Origin of the sequence: Dickeya aquatica, from assembly GCF_900095885.1 — a bacterium.
Lineage (GTDB): Bacteria > Pseudomonadota > Gammaproteobacteria > Enterobacterales > Enterobacteriaceae > Dickeya > Dickeya aquatica.
The window spans coordinates 1,659,945-1,682,048 of the sequence record NZ_LT615367.1 but is presented as its reverse complement, the minus strand read 5'-3'; the positions used below and the strand labels follow the sequence as shown (position 1 = coordinate 1,682,048).

Annotated in this window: 15 protein-coding genes; 5 read left to right on the top strand and 10 right to left on the bottom strand. The window is 54.1% G+C overall.

Features of this window, described 5'->3' with window-relative positions:
* Positions 1 to 4 precede the first annotated feature (4 nt).
* The 10 genes from DAQ1742_RS07380 to bioB form a co-directional block, all read right to left on the bottom strand.
* Complete coding sequence (locus DAQ1742_RS07380) at positions 5 to 1,813, bottom strand: hypothetical protein (protein WP_035342723.1); 1,809 nt, start codon at positions 1,811 to 1,813, stop codon at positions 5 to 7.
* 172 nt (positions 1,814 to 1,985) lie between these two features.
* Positions 1,986 to 4,133, bottom strand: coding sequence for a hypothetical protein (locus tag DAQ1742_RS07375; RefSeq protein ID WP_035342725.1), 2,148 nt, complete (start codon positions 4,131 to 4,133; stop codon positions 1,986 to 1,988).
* Between the two features lie 39 nt (positions 4,134 to 4,172).
* Complete coding sequence (locus DAQ1742_RS07370; RefSeq protein WP_035342727.1) at positions 4,173 to 5,624, bottom strand: hypothetical protein; 1,452 nt, start codon at positions 5,622 to 5,624, stop codon at positions 4,173 to 4,175.
* A gap of 14 nt (positions 5,625 to 5,638) precedes the next feature.
* Positions 5,639 to 7,387: a hypothetical protein gene (locus tag DAQ1742_RS07365; RefSeq protein WP_035342729.1), complete on the bottom strand. Its 1,749-nt coding sequence runs from the start codon at positions 7,385 to 7,387 to the stop codon at positions 5,639 to 5,641.
* A gap of 34 nt (positions 7,388 to 7,421) precedes the next feature.
* On the bottom strand, positions 7,422 to 9,050 hold the full coding sequence (locus DAQ1742_RS07360) for a Hint domain-containing protein (protein WP_051124215.1): 1,629 nt from the start codon (positions 9,048 to 9,050) through the stop codon (positions 7,422 to 7,424).
* A 432-nt stretch (positions 9,051 to 9,482) separates the two neighbouring features.
* Positions 9,483 to 11,495, bottom strand: a complete 2,013-nt coding sequence (uvrB, locus tag DAQ1742_RS07355) for an excinuclease ABC subunit UvrB (protein ID WP_035342733.1) — start codon at positions 11,493 to 11,495, stop codon at positions 9,483 to 9,485.
* Between the two features lie 670 nt (positions 11,496 to 12,165).
* Entirely contained in the window at positions 12,166 to 12,846 is a 681-nt protein-coding gene (bioD, locus tag DAQ1742_RS07350) for a dethiobiotin synthase (RefSeq protein WP_035342735.1), read from the bottom strand.
* A complete protein-coding gene (bioC, locus tag DAQ1742_RS07345) occupies positions 12,839 to 13,678 on the bottom strand; it encodes a malonyl-ACP O-methyltransferase BioC (protein ID WP_083961063.1) in 840 nt (279 codons plus the stop codon). Before bioC ends, bioD begins: the two co-directional genes overlap by 8 nt.
* Positions 13,665 to 14,819 carry an 8-amino-7-oxononanoate synthase gene (bioF, locus tag DAQ1742_RS07340; RefSeq protein ID WP_035342737.1) on the bottom strand — a complete coding sequence of 385 codons (1,155 nt, stop codon included), beginning with the start codon at positions 14,817 to 14,819 and terminating at the stop codon, positions 13,665 to 13,667. Before bioF ends, bioC begins: the two co-directional genes overlap by 14 nt.
* Positions 14,820 to 15,857, bottom strand: coding sequence for a biotin synthase BioB (gene bioB, locus DAQ1742_RS07335; protein WP_035346085.1), 1,038 nt, complete (start codon positions 15,855 to 15,857; stop codon positions 14,820 to 14,822).
* 89 nt (positions 15,858 to 15,946) lie between these two features.
* Here bioB and bioA point away from each other — a divergent pair, with 89 nt between their 5' ends.
* The 5 genes from bioA to cdd all read left to right on the top strand — a co-directional run bounded on the left by bioA (position 15,947) and on the right by cdd (position 22,040).
* Positions 15,947 to 17,239: an adenosylmethionine--8-amino-7-oxononanoate transaminase gene (gene bioA, locus DAQ1742_RS07330; RefSeq protein ID WP_035346087.1), complete on the top strand. Its 1,293-nt coding sequence runs from the start codon at positions 15,947 to 15,949 to the stop codon at positions 17,237 to 17,239.
* Between the two features lie 251 nt (positions 17,240 to 17,490).
* Positions 17,491 to 19,458 (top strand): glycoside hydrolase family 3 protein, encoded by a 1,968-nt coding sequence (locus DAQ1742_RS07325; RefSeq protein ID WP_035342739.1) that lies wholly within the window; start codon positions 17,491 to 17,493, stop codon positions 19,456 to 19,458.
* A 221-nt stretch (positions 19,459 to 19,679) separates the two neighbouring features.
* Positions 19,680 to 20,093, top strand: a complete 414-nt coding sequence (locus DAQ1742_RS07320) for a CidA/LrgA family protein (RefSeq protein ID WP_035342741.1) — start codon at positions 19,680 to 19,682, stop codon at positions 20,091 to 20,093.
* Positions 20,090 to 20,788, top strand: coding sequence for a CidB/LrgB family autolysis modulator (locus tag DAQ1742_RS07315; protein ID WP_180706270.1), 699 nt, complete (start codon positions 20,090 to 20,092; stop codon positions 20,786 to 20,788). The genes DAQ1742_RS07320 and DAQ1742_RS07315 overlap by 4 nt, the downstream gene beginning before the upstream one ends.
* 352 nt (positions 20,789 to 21,140) lie before the next feature.
* Positions 21,141 to 22,040, top strand: a complete 900-nt coding sequence (gene cdd, locus DAQ1742_RS07310; RefSeq protein WP_035342743.1) for a cytidine deaminase — start codon at positions 21,141 to 21,143, stop codon at positions 22,038 to 22,040.
* Positions 22,041 to 22,104: the final 64 nt, after the last annotated feature.

Genomic DNA, 22,104 nt, shown 5'->3' with positions numbered 1-22,104 from the left:
CTCCTCAATACAGGTTAGCAATATCAATGCTGTCAGCATCGGTAGAAATGTTTTTGGGATGAACCTGACCTTGTTTATCTACAATAAGAATATCTAAATCCACCGACGTCACTTCAGCATCCGGTTGGTCGGCACTGAATAATGCATCGGCAGGGCTTCCCATCGAAAAAGAGAAGTCCTGTTTCAATGTCTGTGAGGGCGAAGCCAGATAACGTGCCGTCACGATAACTTGATCAATCTCCTCCCAGTTAAATCCGGCCACTATCAATAACTGGCGTTGTTTATATAACCGGGAGAACAGCGTAATATCCTGGCTGGTCGGCTCATGTATTTTCGCCGCAATATGTGCCGCATTGTCCGCCACGCTGTACTCTTTAAACACCTCGAATTGATAACCTTCCGGCTCCGGCAACATCAATTCATATTCACAACTCGGATTATCACGATTGATTAGCAGGCTTTTTGCAATATGATTATCGACATGATTAATCTGGTAACAGACAATTTTAACGAAAATAGCGCTATACCATTGCCAGTCAAAATCTTTTGCTGCGTGAATCATAAAGCGATAGCGGCTATATAACGATTCAACATCAAGATACAGCTCCGTCATTGCGGTGGTCATTTTCGCCGACGTGACGTTGGTGACACCCCCTATCGGGTGGTTAAAATTCAGCGTAAACGAATATTCCACCGGCCAGACCATTCGCTTTGTCACCGGGTCAATCATACTCGGCGCAATAAACTTTTGTGGCCCACTTTTACTGGCTGAAAAAACCAATGACTGTGTTGTTGTGCCGTAGGTCAGGTTTAACACCACGAATTTAATATTCGCATCAAGCTGAGGGGTCAGCAGTTGCGCATTCACGGTGCGACAGGCGAAAAATTCATCCGCCAGCGTGTGATAACTGATGACAGTCTCCGCTGAATAGTGGCTATTGCCAATCAACCCGGTAAATAATGCCTGAGGATAAAAAGAACGCCGGACAACGCTTGTCTGGGCAATACGGGCACTTAATGTGCGTTGCTCAATATCCTCAATGGAAACCTGCTGTAAATAAAAACCAAAGCGCGGCTCAGCTCCGGTATTCACCTTGCCAAATACCGGCGTGAAGAAATTTGCCATCAGAATTTGCGTCAGCTCAAGCCCGGCCTCTTTGACATGACTTTGCGGGTCGATGTCGGTGGATTGAATGGTGACCAGTCGCTGCTCCAGCAAGGTTTCCGAGATATGTTCAATATCGACGGAAAAGATCAGGGCATTAAAACCAACATTCGTTTTCAGATAATCATAAACCCGCTGCCATTGCGCATTCAGCTCAAAAGTTGAGGGGGGCAATTGTTGCAAATAATCGATTTTATAGCTCACCGCTATCGGCACCGCTTGCGGCGTTTTGAGTAATGCGGCAAGCCGTTCAATATCCTGCGCCTGTGTCAGGCTCACCATCATGTAGCAAAACTGGCTATTGCCAAGAGACGTATTATGAATATTCGCGTTCATGATGCCAGGAATACTGAGCGTGGCGGTGCTGGCCATCACCGGCAAAGGCAGCAGTGTGGCATCGGCCGGAATATCCGTATCATGGTGTGCAGCATATTGCGCATCAGTCAGGCTTGTCAGCAATTGAGTTTGCAGTGAAAGAATAGCGTAGTATTGATCGGGCTGCGCATTATTCCTGAATACCTGATATTGCACACAAGGCTGATTATCACGCGTCACTATTTCAGGCGCGGCCGCACAATAATAATAAACATGGCTGCCCAATGATGCATTAATAAAACAGATATCCTGTTTACTATTGTCTTCATCCATAATGGGCTCCTCTGCAAGGATAATGAATCACTCGCTACAATCGAAAAACACACCTGACTGGTGATGTCGTTATTAATAATATGCAGGTGCAGGGGCAATTTTTATCCATTGCCCTGCAACCTGTTATACACGTCAAAGAGCCCGTGTTAGATACGTTAACGTTGGTCTACTCTCAGCATTTTATAATAATCGACCCATTGGTTGGGGTGCCGGAAAGTACCTGCGGCTCCTTATCTCCGCTATAAACCACGATACCGCTGTAACTGATTTCAGGAATATCATCACATCCATCCGGTAACAGGCCGAAACTGAGCGATTTCTTTATTGTACCGCTACCCAATTCTGATTCTTCAAGATTAACAGACTGTGTTTGCTGGAATTTATACGCCTTGTAATTCACTGTCACATCCAGGCTTATCACCAGCACATCTTTTTTCTGCACAATAAAAAATATGGTGTAGGTTTGTGTTTTAGGCAACGCATTAAATATCTGAATTTGGTTCGCCCGCGTCGCACCATAGCCCGGCAATTGTGGGCTGGTTTCAATACCTACCGGAATATACGTAAAGTTGCTACCGTCTTTGGTGTAATAGTCAGCCGAGAAATAGATAGGGTTCACCGGTGCCATGCCGACAGGGTAAATAAAGGGTTGCGGCGGATTGGCAGGAGAAAGCACCTGCGTATCACTCTTCAGTTCAATTTTATTCGCCGGATCGGAATACTGGGTTTTTACCACCACCTGAGTGAATTTTTGCCAGCCTTGCTCATACAGCAGGGCGTCAATTTGCGCATAAACAATACCGCATTGTGCCGTGTTAATACTTTGCACCAGACTGTCTACGACCTCTATTTTACCAGAAAGATAGGGCTTGGCATGCAGGCCGGAGAAATTGACCTGATAACTGTAGCTATAGGTACGGCCCAGTTTTTTATCAATGTACCATTTGTTGGTTTTTTTCGATGAGGCATCTTTCTGGTCAAACACCAGTGTACTGACATTGTTGTCATCATATTTTGCCGTGACCACAATGTTTTCGATATTGTATTTTTTCAAATCCTGAGAAACGTAGAACTCAGGTTGAATATATTGATAGAACGGATCGTTCAGATCGTATTCTTTAAAGTATTGATCGAGATTTTTCTCTCCCACAATCGAGCGAATGGACGGTAATTGCGCTTGCGGGAAAATCATAAACGGCACTATCGAGTTTTCTGTGTATACGCGGGTAAAATCTTGTGTACTCTCGAGGCTTTCCTGAAATTTATCAAATCCACCGGCGTCATTCAGTAAGTCGAGACTCATATCCAGACCGGTCTGGCTGGTTAATATCTGCTCGACCTGTTTTTGCCCCCACTCCGTCAGCGAACTTTTCCAGCTATTGTAATCTTGCTGGCTCATGCCCATTTCGGCGGCACTTAATCCGGTCTGTACATCAATTTTAATCGCACCCGATTCATAATATTTTCGGGTAATATTTTTTTCATCTGCCGACCAGGTATGCCTGCTGATGGTTTGCGTCACCTCTTTGGTTTTTTTGCTGTTGTATGTCACTGTAACCGTTGCCGCATTGAGCGAGGCATCTAACCCCAGCGCAAAACGAATCCCCACGCTGGCATTATTATCGGTGCCTTTTAATACCTGTTCGAATAACGTGGCCCCTTGACCGGTCAACGACAGGCTAAATACGGTGTTGTTATCGCCAAGGCCTGAGGGTGACAACGGTGCTGGCATTTGCCGATAAAACGCTTTGTTGTCATCAAGAATTAATGTGGCCTGTGCAGAGGTGTAACGCGGTGTGAGTAATTTAATGTGCTGCGTGCCATCCGGCATTAAACTTTCCAGGAATTGTGCGTCGCCCGCTTTAGGATCATACAGGCTGACATATTTTTGCGCCTGTTCTTGACTTAGCCCCGTGTTGCTCAGAGCTTTATTCATGGCATCCTGTTTTTCTTTGCTTTCCGGGTCAGCCGTATAGGCAAGATCGGCCTGCACATATTGTACGATCAGTCTGGAGCGTGCGGTTAATTGTGGCTGAATGTCTTTATACAGAATGCCTTTTATCTGATCTTTAATGTCATCTGTCGGTTGTGGCAATTGAATTGTAAACTGGGTATACCCGCCCTGCTGATCTTCACTACGGTATTTGTAGAACATAAAGTTCGGTTTTTTATCCTGTGCAGAAAAAACCGGAATTTCGGGAACAATATAGAACGTATTTTTATCGCTACTGTCACCGTAGCAGGTGTAGGCATATTCGGAAATACCCGGATACGCGCTGGTCTTGATTTTAATTGCCTGTTGTATAGCGGTATTCAACATAGTGTCTTCCTCTTAATCAATAAAAACCATTCACGAAAGTTATTTTATATATTTCAGTTCAATATCAGGCACTATTGATTTCTGCACACCTGAATCATAATTTTTTGATATAAATGCTGATATTTTCCCTTGCCAGCGATATTCAACCCAGCCATTCCATTCCTGAGAGGCGATGTTAATTGGCCATGCGATTTTCCACTGCTGATTAGCAAACGAAAAACTAAACGGCAGTTTTATTTTTTGGTTTTCTGAATAATAGGTGGCCGAGCCGGAAATACTCTTAAATTCAGCTTGCAGTTTTTCCGCATTAAACACCACGGTATACAGGCCAATATCCTGCGGCGACAGCGTGACATTTGCCGCCCACGCAAGCCTGGCGGAGAATTTGCTGTAATCGGCAAACGTCACCGTGACGTTGATGTCATCCACGTCGCCCTCAGCTTCCAGCGTGAGCGCCGGAAAGCTGGGCCACTGCATCGCTTTTTTACGATCGCGCCAGGCCAACTCTATCGACAAAATCCGGTACGTGGCGGCATTGAAACCGAGCGAGACGCGGCAGGTGTGTTTTTCTGTCGGTTTGTCCGGTGTCGGCTCTGGCTCTGGCAACGGCAATGGCGTAAACGAAATCAGGGTTGCCGCCGGTATATCACGCAACAGCACGGCCATGTCGTATGACTGCTCCAGCAGGTACTCTTGAGGATAGCTCTCACTATATGTGACGCGATAACTCAGATCCTGGGGGACGTCTTCGACGGTGGTCACGTTTTTTAGCGTGTTGACTATCATCGGCGTGAGCTGTTTTATCGCCGCGTCGTTGGCCTTCTGCTGTGTCTGCCACGACGGTGCATTCTCGCACTGCAACACCGGCACAATGACGCGCGCCTCTATTTGCTGGTACAGCAGCGCGCTGACCGCTTGCGCGGTACGGGCTTGCTGACGGATAGCCTGCACCAGCACATCATGCCAGTTGGCCTGCAAGCTTACCGTTACCCTGGCGAAGACCGTAAAAGCGGCCTTCGCCAGCAGAAAAGCGCGCCCCGGCGTCCCCTGGATTGCATCGGTTAAGACGACCCCTTGCGCGTGCGTCAGTGCGATTTGCCCATTCTCAAACGCAATCGGTGCAGATGCCCCCTGATTGCCCGGTGCAAAATACAGCCACAGCGCGGTCTTGGTCGGTATCAGCTCAAGCGTGATGGCCTCATCGGAATGCGTTATCGCCGTGTGGATATAGTGCGCGATCGGCGCGGTATCGAGCGGCACCAGCGGTGTAATCAGCGTTACCTTCGCCCCGGCCGGGCTGGTGGTGAGGCGAAACCCGCTAGTGGGTTCACCGCACTCGTCATACACGATAGCTGGCAAGGCGCAACCATAGCTATAACAGGCTGGCGGGAAGGTTTGATCATGAAAGCCCAACGCACGCTCCAGCACAAAAAAATCCGTCAGGTTTTGTGCCGGGTTTAACACATCAGAATCAGCGGAAGTGGTGTTCATATTTCATGCCTTTTTCATGCCTTAATGATGAGGGTTTGATCGCCAGTGACATAATCCGACCATGCGCCAGTGCGGGTGCGATAACGAAATCCGGCGGTATAGATTGACGTCACATTCCATGTATAGGCGTATTGATTGTTCTGCGGCGTGAAGGTGTGCTCGCGTATTGATGCCTCACCTTGTGCCTGAAAGGCCACGATTTCGTAGGGAATATTCGCGGCAAAATGCACGGTTATGGTGGCTTTTTGCGCGCCAAATTGCGGGAAACTGTACGCACCAATGGTGGCTGATTGCGTCACCGGCAGCGCCAGCGCCACACTGGCGCTACCGTCCAGCGCATACGCACTGAGGGTTGCCCAGCCACCGCCTTCCAGCACCGGATAGCTGAAATCAGGCGATGACTGGCTTAACGCCACCCCGGCCACCAGACCGGCGGTGTGATAGGTTCCGCGGATCTGGCTATGACGGGCAAAGCCGGGATCGATGTTCAGCGTCAAAAACGTGCACGGCAGGCTGGTGTAATTGAGTGTCAGCAGGTTGCCAAGGCCGGTTTCCCGCTCGCCGGTTATGGCCACATTGCCCGCATCCGTCGGGTAATTCACACAAACTTGAGCGTAAAAGAGTGGATTATCCGGCAAGCTGTTGTTGATAAATTCAAACACCAGATAGCTTTTGCCCGCGACCAGCGTTTGCGTTTTCTGCTGTGTTTCAGGGTAGAGGTTGCCGGCGGGCAACGTCAGTTGGACGTCAATAAAAACGTTCTCATCCAGCCCCTGGGGAAATGCGTAGAACACCATGATGGCTTTTTTACCTGCCGGTAGCGCAGGCGTCGTCGCTTCATGGATAACCTTCTGCGGCGAGACTTTCGCTATCTGCCGGGCGGCGGCAAACGGGTCTAGCAGAAAACAGAGCGGCCGGTGTGCTAAGGTCAGCGTACTCAGGTCGATAATCAACCGGCCTGGGTACTGTGGCTGCAACAGGGCAACGTAGGGGGTGTTGCTGCTCGCCGGGCCGACATACGGGCGACCCAACGCATTAAACAACCGGTCTGACAGAGCCTGAGCGAACAGTAACCCGCGTTCCGGTGTTTGCAGCGTCAATGCCGGGGTTATCGACATCGGCAAGAAAGCCAGGTTCTCCCACAGATATTGCGTCAGCATCATGTAGGGAAACGCAACATACTGCGCGGCTATCGGCTGAGCCCCGCTGACATGCGCCGCCAGATACTCCACCAGCTCGCGCGGATCGCACTCAACGCGATAGCCCAACTGTGGCGATACGCCATCAATAAAGCCATCCAGCCGGGCATTAAACCCGACCACATCATCCAGTAGCGTTTTTTGCACCAGTTGGGTTGCCGGTGCATCAAGCGAGATAAGAAACTGTATTGCTTGTGCGGCATACCAGCCTGGGTCAAACGCCTGGTCGGTCAGCATCGAGTCCGGGTGCAACGGCGCACTGAAGCTGAGTTTATAGGGCGTCACCGGCAGGCTGTGGATCGCCGCTCCCGGATGCTGCTGGTTAAATGCCGCCAGCGCCGCATCGCGGGCAAATTGCAGCTCGGTGGTGAAATCCAGTGTGCCATAGATTGTGCCGCTGCTTTGGCTGCGAATGATCGTCAGGGAAAATGCCAGCGGATCTTGTGCCAAAATCGCCGCCGAGTCGGGATAGAGGTAATACAACGCCTCCTGCTGCCAGGCCGCTATCAGGCGATGCTGACCATCACTGAACAGGTGCTGAAAATCGGGATAACCCTGATACATAGTCTGCCTCACGCGACTGCGCGACCATTAGCGGCTACGGCTGAATAACGGTTGCGCGTGTCGCCATATAATTGCGGTAGTCCTGCTGCCACTCGGGTGGCAGTTGACCGAGCACATTGACTGGCCGGCGTTTATAGGCCTGTTCATACTGCTGCTGGGCGAGGCTATCGCCCACCAGCAGACCGTTGGCATACATCGTGCCGTGATTGCCACCCAGATCGCGGGCCGGATCATCGGTAGAAAGATGCAGGTTATACACCGCGATAGGCTGGTGCTGTTCGGTAATGGTGATGATAGGGCATTCACCACTGCGCCCAATTAACCGGTCAGCCAGCGTCAGCTCACGGGCCAGCTTCACCCCCGTCGAGGTATAAAACGGATGACCGTAGCTGGTGGTTATCGTCTGCAACGGGTGATCCGGGTGGTTGACCGTGATATCGAGATACTGCGTTTCATGGCCGGTGGTGACGTTTTCAACCCGTAATCTTCGGCCATCTCGTCCATACACCCATTCCCCGGTGCGTATTTCACCCAACGCTTTTTCCGTCGCATCTTGCATCAGGATGCGGGTGTCTTTGCCCAGACAGCCATACACAATCTGCATCGGTTTTATTTTTAGCGTATTTAACATCGGCGGACTGGGTAATACATTGTCCGGGGCATTGGTAATAAAACAGGCCACGCTTTGCCCTGCAATTTGCAAGGTGACTTTAAATACGTAATAGACACGCTCACCTGAGGTGAAATCCGGTGGTGAAAAGTCCAGCCAGTTGAGATCCCAGCTTAATTGGCTGCCGTTAATACGCGTACCCGCGTTAGTGAAAAAATTAAAACTGCCCGAGGGCTTAATCGGGCTTCCCCCCTGACTCTGGCGAATGATATAAATCGAGCTATAGGCATTGACCGGCATACCATTTTGCACATCAATATTACCAAAATAGGTAATACTTCCTTTGATTGGCAAGCTGACATTACCATCATAGTTATGCCAATAATCACAATCCCCATCGTTACGTGTTAAACATATTTTTATCTGTGAGTTGTGATTAATATCCGTCGGCGAGTCGTTGATTATTTTCTTCGGATAACTCTGCGTAGTAACAATTTCTATGCCATAAACTGTTTGTCCCGCTATGGTTTGAGAGAACGTATAAATAATGGTGACAGGATAAGCCGAGTTGATAAGGCTGTCAGGAAAAATGCCGCTGGCCTGAATCAGGCAGTCGGCGGCATCAATATAATGCTTTTTGTATTGTACCGTACCTACCGGATTACCGGCATTATCAAAAATCCCCAGTGTTTGCGTGACGTTGGTCGCCGATACCGGTAATGAACCAATGGCATTGGCAGTGAAATTCTTGCCGTCCGAGGAGTTAAGGCTGGTAATGCTTTGAATTTGAAATGCCGACAGGCTATTTCCCAGCGCCAGCGTGGCCGTAAAATTCTTGTGCAGTTTACTGTTATTCCACTGTTGGCTGAACGCAGGATAAAGCCCCGGTGTAATACCGGCCAGTTTTAATTGAATGTCATAAAACTGAATCAATAGAGGGCTGGCTGATGTAACCTGAACAATACCTTTATTCGCGTACTGACCGATGACGGTTCTGATAATACCATTATCATTCGAACCATTCTGCTCAGACAACAAAGAATCAGCATTCATGATTTTATTTTCCGACAGCATGATGTAATGACACACGCCCGACATTTTATCTGGCGCGAATTATTTTAGGGCTAATCAAATACTGGTCGAACAATCGCTTTTCATGACATTCATTTAATAAATACAGATAAAAATATCTCCACAACTGACGCTAATTAAGCGTAGCAGTAACATAAAAAAACGCCACTTGATAACACACTGATAATTTTCACCTGCCGAAAAGAAAGTACCATGCGCATATTTACCATAGCCTGTTAATTTTATAATTAAGAGATTAATTATAAAAAGGCAATCACGGTGGTTTATCAGTGCAGACAGATAAGCAATGCGGTGCCACACAGGCTGGCCGTAACACACCACCGCCAAGGCGTGCGGTTATCCCTGCCTTTACGGTCATGCCCAGGCGGCCCCACCGTAGCGGTGGGGCGCACCTTACGATAGCGCAATAAACTGCTCACGCAGCGCGTGGATGTCATCGCGCAGGCGCGCGGCCTCCTCAAACTCCAGATTCTGCGCATGTGACAACATCTGGCTTTCCAGTTCGCGGATTTTCTGCTCCAGCGCCTTGGGCGAGAGAGCCTGATACGCAGCGTTATCAGACGCCGCTTTTTTACCCCGCCCTTTGCCTTTACCCGCGCTCGGCTGGCCCAGTTGCAGAATATCGTCAATTTTCTTATTCAAGCCCTGCGGCACAATGCCGTGTTTTTCGTTATGCGCTTGCTGTTTCTCACGCCGCCGCTCGGTTTCACCAATAGCGCGCTCCATCGAGGGCGTTATCTTGTCGCCATACAAAATTGCCCGGCCATTGAGGTTTCGCGCCGCGCGGCCAATGGTCTGAATAAGCGAACGCTCAGAGCGTAAAAAGCCCTCTTTGTCCGCATCCAGAATCGCCACCAGCGACACTTCCGGCATATCCAGTCCTTCACGCAGCAGGTTGATGCCCACCAGCACATCAAATTCACCCAGGCGCAAATCACGAATGATTTCAACCCGTTCAACGGTGTCGATATCCGAATGCAGATAGCGCACCCGCTCGCCGTGCTCTTCAAGATACTCGGTTAAATCCTCGGCCATGCGTTTGGTCAGCGTCGTAACCAGCACCCGCTCATTAACCGCAACCCGCTTGCGAATTTCAGACAGTAAATCATCCACCTGCGTGCCCACCGGGCGCACTTCCACCACCGGGTCGAGCAGGCCGGTCGGGCGCACCACCTGGTCGATGACGTCACCGCCGGACTTCTCCAGCTCATATTTGCCCGGCGTGGCCGACACATAGATGGTTTGCGGAGCCAGCGCCTCGAACTCTTCAAACTTCATCGGCCGGTTATCCAGCGCCGACGGCAAGCGAAAACCGTACTCCACCAGGGTTTCTTTGCGCGCCCGGTCGCCGCGATACATGCCGCCTAACTGCGGGATAGTGACATGCGACTCGTCAATCACCAGCAGGCCATCCGCCGGCAGATAGTCAAACAGGGTCGGCGGCGGCTCACCCGGCCCGCGACCGGATAAAAAGCGCGAATAGTTTTCAATGCCCGAGCAATACCCCAACTCGTTCATCATCTCCAAATCGAAGGTGGTGCGTTGCATCAGCCGCTGCTCTTCAAGCAGTTTGTTATTCGCCAGCAACACCTCGCGGCGCTGCGCCAGCTCGACCTTTATCTCCTCCATCGCCTGCAAAATGCGCTCACGCGGCGTGACATAGTGGGTTTTCGGGTAGATGGTGTAACGCGGCAGTGTTTGTATGATGTGGCCGGTCAACGGGTCAAACAGCGACAAGCGCTCGACTTCCTCGTCAAACAGCTCGACCCGTAGCGCAACCTCGTCAGACTCGGCGGGGAAAATATCTATCACCTCACCGCGCACCCGGAACGTGCCGCGCGAAAAGGCCTGATCGTTACGGGTGTACTGCAACTCGGCGAGCCTGCGCAAGATAGCACGCTGGTCAATCAGCATCCCCTGCGTCAAATGCAACATCATCTTCAGGTACAAGTCCGGGTCGCCAAGACCATAGATGGCAGACACCGACGCCACCACCACCACATCACGCCGCTCCAGCAACGCTTTCGTGGCCGACAGCCGCATCTGCTCGATATGCTCGTTCACCGAGGCGTCTTTTTCGATAAAGGTATCCGAACTCGGGACGTAGGCTTCAGGCTGGTAGTAATCGTAGTAAGAGACGAAATACTCCACCGCATTATCGGGGAAAAAGGCTTTCATTTCGCCGTACAACTGCGCCGCCAGGGTTTTATTCGGAGCCAGCACCATGGTTGGCCGGTTCAGGTCAGCAATCACGTTAGCGATGGTAAACGTCTTGCCCGAGCCGGTAACGCCCAGCAAGGTTTGATGTGCCAGACCATCTTCCAGTCCCTCTTTCAGCCGCCGAATCGCCTCTGGCTGGTCGCCTGCGGGCTGAAAGGCGGAATGCAATTTGAATACTTTACTCATTGAACATTCGACTCACGATGTAAACGGCTGACAGAAAAGTAGCATGAACGTGCGATGACGCCGCGCCGACCATGATACTGGATATAAAAACAGCATCAAGCCATTCTTAACCATTGCGTTCACACGGCGCAGCACATTTTTGACTAGCATAGACTGGCATCGGTATCCAGCAAAAAATCGGATAATTATCCCCAGAAATTCTGTTTCTCAAATTTTCTGCACCGACCCGTCACCCGAGGCACGACGCAGTGCGCCAGTTGCTACAAAAGTGACTTGATTTTAATCATTTAATTGATTTTAAAAGAAATATTAAAAAAGCAGAGATTAGCATCAAACCAGGCAGAAGCCGCGCCAGCTCTCGGTTAGCGCGCGTTTTCTAACTCTAATGCACACGGTTATCCACAGAAATGGTGGATAACTCCCACAAGCGCCCGTGTGCCCTGTCTCCGCGCGCGTTGAAAGGTTTGCCGCGGGCCAGCAGAAAATCCGCCATTCAACAAAATTTACTGCGTTGAGCCACGGTTTATTATAAAAAAAAGACCTGATGACAAGGACGCAGCCTTGAGAAAAACAGCCGGGCGCGCGACCCCGGCCACTATTTTCAAGATGGTTTTCTCTATTAATTTCAAGCAGAAGAAGCGGAAAAACAGCCTCTTCTCGCCTGAATACGTTAACCCTTTAGTAAAGCAACGTTTAAGTAAGCGCCCAAATCCTGCTGCACAGGCTCGGTCAAATACGGGATTTCGCCCAGCATCGGGGCGTCAAGCCGCGCTTGCAGCGTATGCAGGTAAGCCTGATGATGCGGCCCGGGAGCCACCACGTCGTTGGCAATCCACCCGGCCAGTGACAACCCGGCCTGGCGCACCGCCAGCGCCGTCAGCAGCGCATGGTTAATACACCCAAGCTTAATGCCAACCACCAGAATAACCGGCAGGCGCTCTGTCACCACCCAGTCAGCAAAGGTGTGCTGCGAGGAGAGCGGCGTAAACCAGCCGCCCGCCCCTTCCACCAATACCCAGTCAGCATGTGACGCCAGCGCATGCAGGCCCTGGCTTAGGGTGGAAAAATCGATGGGGCGGTTTTCTGCGGCACTGACAATATGCGGCGAGGTCGGTTCCAGAAACGCCAGCGGATTGACCGCCTCATAGGGCAACACCACACGGCTGTTGGCCTGCAACGCCAGTGCATCACTGTTACGAAGCCCGTGTGCGGTCATGTCACAGCCGGAAGCCACCGGCTTATAGCCAGCGGTACGAAAACCGGCGCGGCCGGCGGCCTGTAACAGCGCCACACTGGCGATGGTTTTGCCCACGTCGGTGTCCGTGCCCGTCACAAACCAGCGTTTAGTCACGATAAATCACTCCAAAAACACGTTGATACGTCAACGGATAGCCTTGTGAATGGCGCACATAGCGCGCACCGAGCGCCGCCAGTTGCCGACGGCTCAGGCTGCCCGGCGCTCGCCCGGCACGCAGCCAGCTCGCCCCCACCCCTTTGACCGAGCGCATCAGGCTCAGGACATCGGGGAAATAGCACGTCACCGGTTGCAGCATGACCTGCGCACGATAGCGCTGACAGACGGCCATGATCGCCTGCGCGGGCAAAAAGGGGTTGATCCGCTGTGACCCGTCCACCTGCTGCCAGGCGCAATCAAGCTCGGCCAGAGTGCCCTGCGCCAGCGTACAAAGGCCAATCACGCCACCGGGGCGCGTAACCCGGTAGAGTTCATCAACAGCGCGGGCGAAATCATCGCACCACTGCATCACCATGTTGCTAAAACAGAGATCCATGCAGCCATCCGGCAGAGGTAACTGCTCGATATCGCCGTGCAGATACTCGCAGGCAACACCGCGAGTCTGGGCGATGGCCAGCATCTCGCCGGATAAATCCAGTGCAGTAACACGCTTGCCCTGCTGCTGCCAGCGGGCGCTGAAATACCCGGTGCCACAGCCAGCATCCAGCACGGCCAGCCCCGGATGTTCCCCCATCAATGCCATCACCTGTTCACCGCTTTCGCGTTGCAGCGCCGCAAACTGGTCATACTGTTTTGCGGCCCGGCCAAACGCGCGGGCGATGGCCTGTTTATGGGCTGCCAGCACGGGATGACGCGCCGCTATCGGTGGATGCGACACCTCGGGTTCGCCATACACCGGCGTTGTAGGGAACGGCTCACGCTGCGCCATGCAATACCTCCAGCAACCGGTCGATATCCTCCGGCTGGTGTGCCGCCGTCAGCGTAATACGCAGGCGTGCCGTGCCCGGCGGCACCGTGGGCGGGCGCATGGCATTGACCCAGAGCCCCTGATCACGCAGGCGCTGCGCCAGCTGGGTGGCCCGGCTGTTGTCGCCAACCACCAGTGGCTGAATGGCGCTCGCGGAATCAACCGGCTGCAACGCAATACCGCCGATGCCGTCACGAAACTGCCGGATATGCTGCGCCAGTAACGTGCGCCGAGCCTCACCGTCCTCCCCCTGAATGATCGCCAGCGCCGCACTGAGCGCACAGGCCTGTGCCGGTGGCATCGCCGTGCTGTAGATAAGGTGACGGGCAAACTGTAACAGGTACTCAGCCACTGATTCGCTGCACAGGATGGCAGCCCCGCTGACACCAAACGCTTTGCCGAAGGTGACGACCAGCAACTCCGGCATTACGCCCTGCTGCCAGGCGCTGCCGCGCCCTTGTGCACCGACCACGCCAATGCCGTGCGCATCATCCACCATCAACCAGCCGTGGTGATCACGACAGTGCTGGTGTAGTGCGGCCAGCGGCGCGCTGTCGCCATCCATACTAAAGACACCTTCTGTCACCACCAGCGTCTGGCCGCTGACCGGTTTTTGCAGCAACCGGGCCAGCGACGCCGGCTGATTATGGTGAAAACGGCGCAGACTCGCCGGTGACAGGCTGGCGGCTTCCAGTAGCGAGGCATGACTCAGGCGATCGGCCAGAATACGGTCTTGCTCACCGGCCAGCGCCAGCACTAGCGCCTGGTTAGCGGCAAAACCGGAAATCATCAGCAACGCGCGGTCATAGCCAAGCCACTGCGCCAGTTGCTGCTCCAGCGCGGCGTGGGCTTCGCCATAGCCGGTCACATGCCCTGAACCACCGCTGCCAACGCCATAACGCGCCGCTCCCTGCTGCCAGGCTGCGACAATCGCCGGGTGCTGACTCAGCCCCAGATAGTCATTCGAGGCGAAATTAAGGTAACGATGCGACTCACGCATCAGCCACCGGGTGCTGCCGCCCTGATTGGGCAGGCGCACCCGGTAGGCATCCTCCGCCCGCCGCTGTGCCAGCGCGTCATCAATCCGTTGCTGCCAGCTCATTTACACCGCCGCGTTGTAATAGTGCTCGGTATCGGCATGCAGCAGTTGCTCGGTCAGTTGCTGCTGCTGTTGATTGTCACCGTACTCGGTTTGGGTTTGTTGCGGATTCAGGCCAAGTTTGCGAAATAGCTGCAAATCTTTGTCTTCTTTCGGGTTTGGTGTGGTCAGCAATTTACAGCCGTAGAAAATCGAGTTGGCCCCAGCCATAAAACACATCGCCTGCGTCTGCTCGCTCATCTGCTCACGACCGGCAGACAAACGCACATGCGAGGTCGGCATCATGATGCGCGCCACCGCAATAGTGCGGATAAAATCAAACGCATCCACATCGTCGTTTTCCGCCAGTGGCGTGCCTTTAACTTTGACCAGCATATTGATGGGTACGCTCTCCGGCGGTGTCGGCAGGTTGGCCAGTTGCACCAGCAATCCGGCACGGTCACGCACGGTTTCCCCCAGCCCGACAATGCCGCCGGAGCACACTTTAATCCCGGCACCGCGCACCTTATCGAGCGTATCCAGCCGCTCTTGATAAGTACGGGTAGTGATGATGTTGCCGTAGAATTCCGGCGAGGTATCCAGATTGTGGTTATAAAAATCGAGCCCGGCTGTCGCCAGCCGCTGGGCCTGATCGCCATGCAGCGTGCCCAGCGTCATGCAGGTTTCCATGCCCATCGCCTTGACGCCACGCACCATCTCTTCCAGATACGGCATATCGCGCTCGTGCGGGTTTTTCCAGGCCGCGCCCATGCAAAACCGGGTAGAGCCAGCCGCTTTGGCCTGCCGTGCCGAATCCAGCACCTGCTCGACCTGCATCAGGCGCTCGGTTTCGATGCCGGTGCGATAGCGTGCACTCTGCGGGCAGTATTTACAGTCTTCCGGGCAGGCCCCGGTTTTAATCGACAACAGCGTGCTGACCTGCACCTGACGCGGGTCAAAATGCTGACGGTGCACCTGTTGCGCCTCAAACATCAGCTCCAGAAAAGGCTTATCAAACAGGGCCTGAGCCTGCTCCAGGGTCCAGTTTACGCGTTCAGTCATCATCATTGCTCCGGGTGAAAAAGTCTCGCCAGTGTAATTTATGTGGGTATACTGTCAACCAAATTGAACCCCGTTTGGTTGACAACTTCATGACACAGGATGACCTGAATTTCGATCAACGCCACATCTGGCATCCCTACACCTCAATGACACAGCCGCTGCCCTGCTACCCGGTTGTCGCTGCCAGCGGCTGCCGGTTACAGCTGGCGGATGGCCGTCAACTGGTCGATGGCATGTCATCCTGGTGGGCGGCCATCCACGGCTACAACCACCCGCAGTTAAATCAGGCACTGACCCGTCAACTGGCACAGATGTCCCATGTGATGTTTGGCGGCATCACCCACCCGGCAGCCATTACGCTCTGTCGCCAGCTTGTCGCCATGACGCCTGAAGGGCTGGAATGCGTGTTTCTGGCCGATTCCGGCTCGGTGGCGGTAGAAGTGGCAATGAAAATGGCGCTGCAATACTGGCAGGCCCGTGGCGAGCGCCGCCAGCGCTTTTTAACCCTGCGCCACGGCTATCATGGCGACACGTTCGGCGCAATGTCGGTCTGTGACCCGGATAATTCGATGCACAGCCTGTATCAGGGCTATCTGCCTGCGCATCTGTTTGCCGATGCGCCGCGCGGCGGTTTTCACGATGACTGGCAGGCGCAAGACATCCAGCCACTGCAACGCTTACTGACACAACATGCCAAAGACGTCGCGGCGGTGATCCTCGAACCCATCGTGCAGGGCGCAGGCGGGATGCGCTTTTATCACCCCGACTATTTGCGACAGGTACGCCAGCTCTGTGATGAGCACGGTATTTTGCTGATAGCCGATGAAATCGCCACCGGCTTTGGCCGCACCGGGCGTCTGTTTGCCTGCGAACACGCCGATGTCACGCCAGATATCCTGTGTCTCGGCAAGGCGCTGACCGGCGGCTACATGACGCTGTCCGCCACCCTCACCACCCGCCAGGTGGCCGACACCATCAGCAACGGTGAGGCCGGCTGTTTCATGCACGGCCCGACGTTTATGGGCAACCCGCTGGCCTGTGCCGTTGCCAGCGCCAGCCTGTCATTGCTGGCAGAGCATCACTGGCCAGCCCAGGTGTCCGCCATCGAAACCCAGTTGCGTCAGGCGCTGCTGCCGCTGGCAAGCCAGCCTGTCGTGGCTGCGGTCAGGGTGCTGGGCGCAATCGGCGTCGTCGAACTGCATCGCCCGGTCAATATGGCCAATCTGCAACGGTTTTTTGTTGAACGCGGCGTGTGGATCCGCCCGTTTGGCAAGCTTATTTACCTGATGCCGCCGTTTATCATTAGCCCTGCGGAGCTGACGCAGTTAACCGACGCCATTCGTGAGGCCATCGCGTGTCACGATGCGTCGCTCTTTCAGTGACCCCCCGCGCCGGTTGCCCGTCTGCACAAACGGGCAACCGCCACGCCAATATGTTATTTCTTTGAAGCGTATTCAAAATTCCATGTCATTAACTTGAAGGCCGCCTGAGCGCTGCTCTAGTGTGAATGCGATGTCTTCATCACAACAACCGCCTCTGGAAGGCAGCCTCGCACCGTTACCTCATCCTCCTGCGAAGGCGCGTTGCGCGCATGCTGCCAGCCTGAAACCACACAATAACGAGAACAAGACACATGGAAAAACGCTCTGTGATACGGCGACAGGCACTGCTGCTTGCACTGCCCTTGCTGTTTTCTCCGCTGGCTCACGCCGTACAACAGGCGGTGCTGGAAAGCCGTGAAGCGCCATTGCTTCACAGTGGCAAACTCACCTTTAAAGACCTCAATCGTGATGGGCAACTGAACCCGTATGAAGACTGGCGGCTGCCGGCGGCCCAGCGCGCGGCTGATTTGGTCAGCCGAATGTCGCTGGACGAAAAAGCCGGCGTCATGATGCACGGCTCAGCGCCAACCTCAGGCAGCGTTACCGGAGCCGGTACTCAATATGACCTGAACGCCGCACAAGAGATGATCGCCAAACGCCACGTCAACAGCTTTATTACCCGCCTGACTGGTGATAACCCGGCGCAGATGGCCGAGGAAAACAATAAATTACAACAGTTAGCGGAACAGACCCGGCTGGGTATTCCTATCACCATCAGCACTGACCCGCGCAACTCTTTCCAGTCGCTGGTCGGTGTCAGTGTCTCGGTAGGGAAATTCAGTAAATGGCCAGAAACGTTGGGGTTTGCCGCCATCGGCGATGAGGCGCTGGTCAGGCAGTATGCCAATATTGTGCGGCAGGAATACCGCGCCGTCGGCATTACCGAAGCATTATCACCCCAGGCCGATTTATCCAGCGAACCGCGCTGGCCGAGGATTGACGGCACCTTTGGTGAAGACCCCGACCTCACCAAGCGCATGGTGCGTGGCTATGTGATCGGCATGCAAAATGGCAGTAGCGGCTTAAATAACCAGAGTGTGATTTCCGTTGTAAAACACTGGGTGGGTTACGGCGCGGCCAAAGAGGGCTGGGACAGCCACAACGCCTATGGCAAATACGCCCAGTTCCGTGCCAATACCCTGCAACAGCATATCGACCCGTTTACCGGCGCATTTGAAGCACATGCGGCCGGTATCATGCCAACCTACTCCATTTTGCGTCACGCCAGCTGGCACGGTAAGCCGATTGAGCCGGTCGGCGCTGGCTTTAACCGCTTTTTGCTCACTGACCTGCTGCGCGGTCAGTACGGTTTTGACGGCGTTATTCTCAGTGACTGGCTGATTACCAACGACTGCAAAAACGATTGTCTGACAGGCGTCAAAGCGGGTGAGAAACCCGTTCCGCGCGGTATGCCGTGGGGTGTTGAACGCCTCACACCGGCCGAGCGCTTTGTCAAAGCCGTCAATGCCGGTATCGATCAGTTCGGTGGCGTCACAGACTCAGCCGTGCTGGTCAGCGCCGTACAAGCAGGCCACATCAGTGAAGCGCGGCTGGATGCGTCTGTCATGCGAATCTTAAAACAAAAATTCCAGACCGGCCTGTTCGAGCGCCCGTATGTTGACCCCACGCAGGCGGATGCGCTGGTAGGCAAAGCCGACTGGCAGCAGCGGGCAGACACCGCGCAAGCAAAAGCGCTGGTGTTGTTACAAAACAACAATCTGCTGCCGCTGCGCCAAGGCAGCAAACTGTGGTTGTATGGTATTGATGCCGCCACCGCGCGTGCCGCAGGGTTTAGCGTGGTTGAAACGCCCGAACAGGCGGACGTGGCGTTAATCCGCACCCGCACCCCCTATGAACAACCACACAAAAACTTTTTCTTCGGCAGCCGCCACCATGAAGGCTCTCTGGCATTCCGTGAGGATAACCCTGATTATCAGGCTATCGGGCGGGCCAGTGCCCGCGTGCCGACGCTGGTCACGGTCTATATGGAACGTCCTGCCATTCTGGCCAATGTGACCGGCAAGACCCGTGCATTGATTGCCAACTTTGGCATCAGCGATCGCGTGCTGCTTGACCGGCTCACCTCTGGCGCAGCCTATCAGGCCAGGCTCCCGTTTGAACTGCCCTCTTCCATGCAGGCAGTGCGCCAGCAACAGCCGGATGTGCCCTACGACAGCAAAGCCCCGCTGTTCCCCTTCGGCTATGGCTTACCGCACTAAACTCACCCCCTCCCGGCCCCTGCCGGGAGGGGGTATCAGGCGGTTTTCCCGGCCCATACCGCGTATTGTGGCACGCTGGCTGCACCGCGATGCGGTGTGCCATTGCGTCAACCGAGGCAGGCAAGGGCGCGACTCAATGCCGTGACCCGATTTTGTGACACATAGCACACGACGGTCATTAGCGTTATTATCAAACCCACGGTTTATCAGGACGCTTCTCTATGCCTTATTTCATAACGCTTGGCTGGCAATATGTGCGCGCATTTGCGGTGATTTATCTTTGCCTGCTGGCAGGTAATGCGCTCTCGGCGCTGTTGCCGATTACCATTCCCGGCAGCATCCTCGGCATGCTGATGTTATTTGCACTGCTGGCCTCACAAATTCTGCCCGCGCACTGGGTTAAACCCGGCTGCCATCTGTTTTTGCGCTATATGGCGTTGCTGTTTGTGCCTATCGGCGTTGGGGTGATGAACTATTACGACGTGGTGCGCAGTCAATTTGGCCCTATCGTGGTTTCCTGCCTTATCAGCACTTTTATTGTGATGATTGTGGTCGGCTACACCACCCAGATAATGCACCGCGACGGTAAAGCCTCAAATACCGGCGCGGCAGGCAGCGAGGGGCAAGAGAAATGATGCACTACCTTTGGTGGTCACTGCCGCTGACGCTGGTGGTCTTTTTCTGCGCCCGCCATCTGGCCTTACGGCTGAAAATGCCGCTGCTGAATCCGTTGCTGGTTTCCATGCTGGTTATCATTCCGCTGCTGCTGGTGCTGGAGATTCCTTACGACCACTACTTCCAGGGCAGTTCCATGCTCAATAGCCTGTTGCAACCGGCTGTGGTGGCGCTGGCCTTCCCGCTCTATGAACAGTTGCACCAGATTCGCGCACGCTGGAAATCCATCATCAGCGTCTGTTTTATCGGCAGTGTCACCGCCATTATTTCCGGCACGGTTATTGCGCTATGGTTGGGGGCATCGCGGGAGATTGCCGCCTCGGTCTTGCCGAAATCCGTCACCACACCGATTGCCATGGCGGTCGCCTCATCCATTGGCGGCATTCCCGCCATCAGTGCAATGTGTGTGATTCTGGTGGGCATTCTGGGTGCGGTATTCGGCCATGCGCTGTTTAATCGCCTGAATATTCGCGCCAAGTCTGCCCGCGGGCTGGCGATGGGAACCGCCTCTCACGCCCTGGGCACGGCCCGATGCGCCGAAGTTGATTTTCAGGAAGGGGCGTTCAGTTCACTGGCGCTGGTCATCTGCGGCATCATCACCTCGCTGATTGCACCGTTTCTGTTTCCGGTTATCCTGCGGCTGATGGCTGGATAAGCCTCAACCTGAACACATCAAGGGGCTTTTAGCCCCTTGTGCTATCGTCCCCCTTCGCCCTGGCGCTATATGCCATATCCCCGTGGTCGCCCTTGCTTGCCGCTCAGGGCAAAACCTGCGAAACATCTCGCATTTGTGATTTATTTTTCACTGATTACATTATAAAAGTGATAAAAATCACATTCGTTTAGCGCAAATCCAACCAGACTGCGTGAAAAGAGAGGCAATCGGCCATTGCGCCGGACATGAGTGGCACGGGGATCACCGGCCATCATTGAAAATATTATCGTCTGTTGAAACATCGATGACGGTTTACATTCAGCACCTGAAAAACCAATTAAGAGAGGCCCCCATGCAAGTACGCTTTCATGACGCGTTCACCACGCTGCCTGCCACGCTACAGCATGCGCTGGAACCGATACTGGCGCGTGAGGATTTTGCGGCCATGCTGAGTACGCAAGAGGTGAGCGAGATTCGCGCGCAGTGCGGGCTCGATGCTGATGCACTGGCCTTTGCCCTGTTGCCGCTGGCGGCAGCCTGTGCGCTGACGCCCGTGTCCGGCTTTCACGTTGGTGCCATCGCGCAGGGCACCAGCGGGGCCTTCTACTGGGGGGCCAATATGGAGTTCGCCGGTCAAGTGCTGCAACAGACCGTTCACGCCGAGCAAAGCGCCATCAGCCACGCCTGGTCGCGCCATGAGCCGGCGCTGCGCGCCATCACCGTCAACTATACGCCCTGTGGCCACTGCCGCCAGTTCATGAATGAGCTGAACAGCGCGCCGGGCTTACGCATCTGCCTGCCCGGCAGAGCCGCCGCGCCGCTTGGGCACTACCTGCCTGATGCGTTCGGCCCGCGCGATCTGGCGATAACCACGCTTCTAATGGATGAGATTGACCATCAGTTGACCCTCTCAAGCGATGATACTCTGACGCAACTGGCGCTAAAGGCGGCCAATCGCAGCCACGCACCGTACAGCCACGCTTTCAGCGGCATTGCGCTGCAAACCGCAACGGGCCGGGTCTATAGCGGGTGTTATGCCGAAAATGCCGCGTTCAACCCCAGCCTGCCACCGCTACAGGCGGCGCTGAACCTGGTTAATTTAGCCGGCGAGTCTTTTGATACCATCCAGCACGCGGTGTTAGTGGAAACAGCACATGCCACATTAAGCCAGTGGAGCCTGGCACAACCGCTGCTGGCTTCACTGGGCTGCTCTGCGTTGCGCCGCGAGCAGGCAGACATGTCAGGGAAATAACACCTGATGCGTTTGATTGTGCGCCGTGCTGTGGCGGCATCGGTGCACACTATCAGGCCCCAAC

Excerpts from the sequence above, each read along its gene's own strand:
- DAQ1742_RS07320 (WP_035342741.1), top strand. The coding sequence starts at position 19,680 with ATGCCTTATTTCATAACGCTTGGCTGGCAATATGTGCGCGCATTTGCG.
- DAQ1742_RS07325 (WP_035342739.1), top strand. The coding sequence starts at position 17,491 with ATGGAAAAACGCTCTGTGATACGGCGACAGGCACTGCTGCTTGCACTG.
- bioF (WP_035342737.1), bottom strand. The coding sequence starts at position 14,819 with ATGAGCTGGCAGCAACGGATTGATGACGCGCTGGCACAGCGGCGGGCG.
- cdd (WP_035342743.1), top strand. The coding sequence starts at position 21,141 with ATGCAAGTACGCTTTCATGACGCGTTCACCACGCTGCCTGCCACGCTA.
- bioB (WP_035346085.1), bottom strand. The coding sequence starts at position 15,857 with ATGACTGAACGCGTAAACTGGACCCTGGAGCAGGCTCAGGCCCTGTTT.
- DAQ1742_RS07375 (WP_035342725.1), bottom strand. The coding sequence starts at position 4,133 with ATGTTGAATACCGCTATACAACAGGCAATTAAAATCAAGACCAGCGCG.
- DAQ1742_RS07380 (WP_035342723.1), bottom strand. The coding sequence starts at position 1,813 with ATGGATGAAGACAATAGTAAACAGGATATCTGTTTTATTAATGCATCA.
- DAQ1742_RS07315 (WP_180706270.1), top strand. The coding sequence starts at position 20,090 with ATGATGCACTACCTTTGGTGGTCACTGCCGCTGACGCTGGTGGTCTTT.
- bioC (WP_083961063.1), bottom strand. The coding sequence starts at position 13,678 with ATGGCGCAGCGTGAGCCGTTCCCTACAACGCCGGTGTATGGCGAACCC.
- uvrB (WP_035342733.1), bottom strand. The coding sequence starts at position 11,495 with ATGAGTAAAGTATTCAAATTGCATTCCGCCTTTCAGCCCGCAGGCGAC.
- DAQ1742_RS07365 (WP_035342729.1), bottom strand. The coding sequence starts at position 7,387 with ATGTATCAGGGTTATCCCGATTTTCAGCACCTGTTCAGTGATGGTCAG.
- bioA (WP_035346087.1), top strand. The coding sequence starts at position 15,947 with ATGACACAGGATGACCTGAATTTCGATCAACGCCACATCTGGCATCCC.
- DAQ1742_RS07370 (WP_035342727.1), bottom strand. The coding sequence starts at position 5,624 with ATGAACACCACTTCCGCTGATTCTGATGTGTTAAACCCGGCACAAAAC.
- DAQ1742_RS07360 (WP_051124215.1), bottom strand. The coding sequence starts at position 9,050 with ATGAATGCTGATTCTTTGTTGTCTGAGCAGAATGGTTCGAATGATAAT.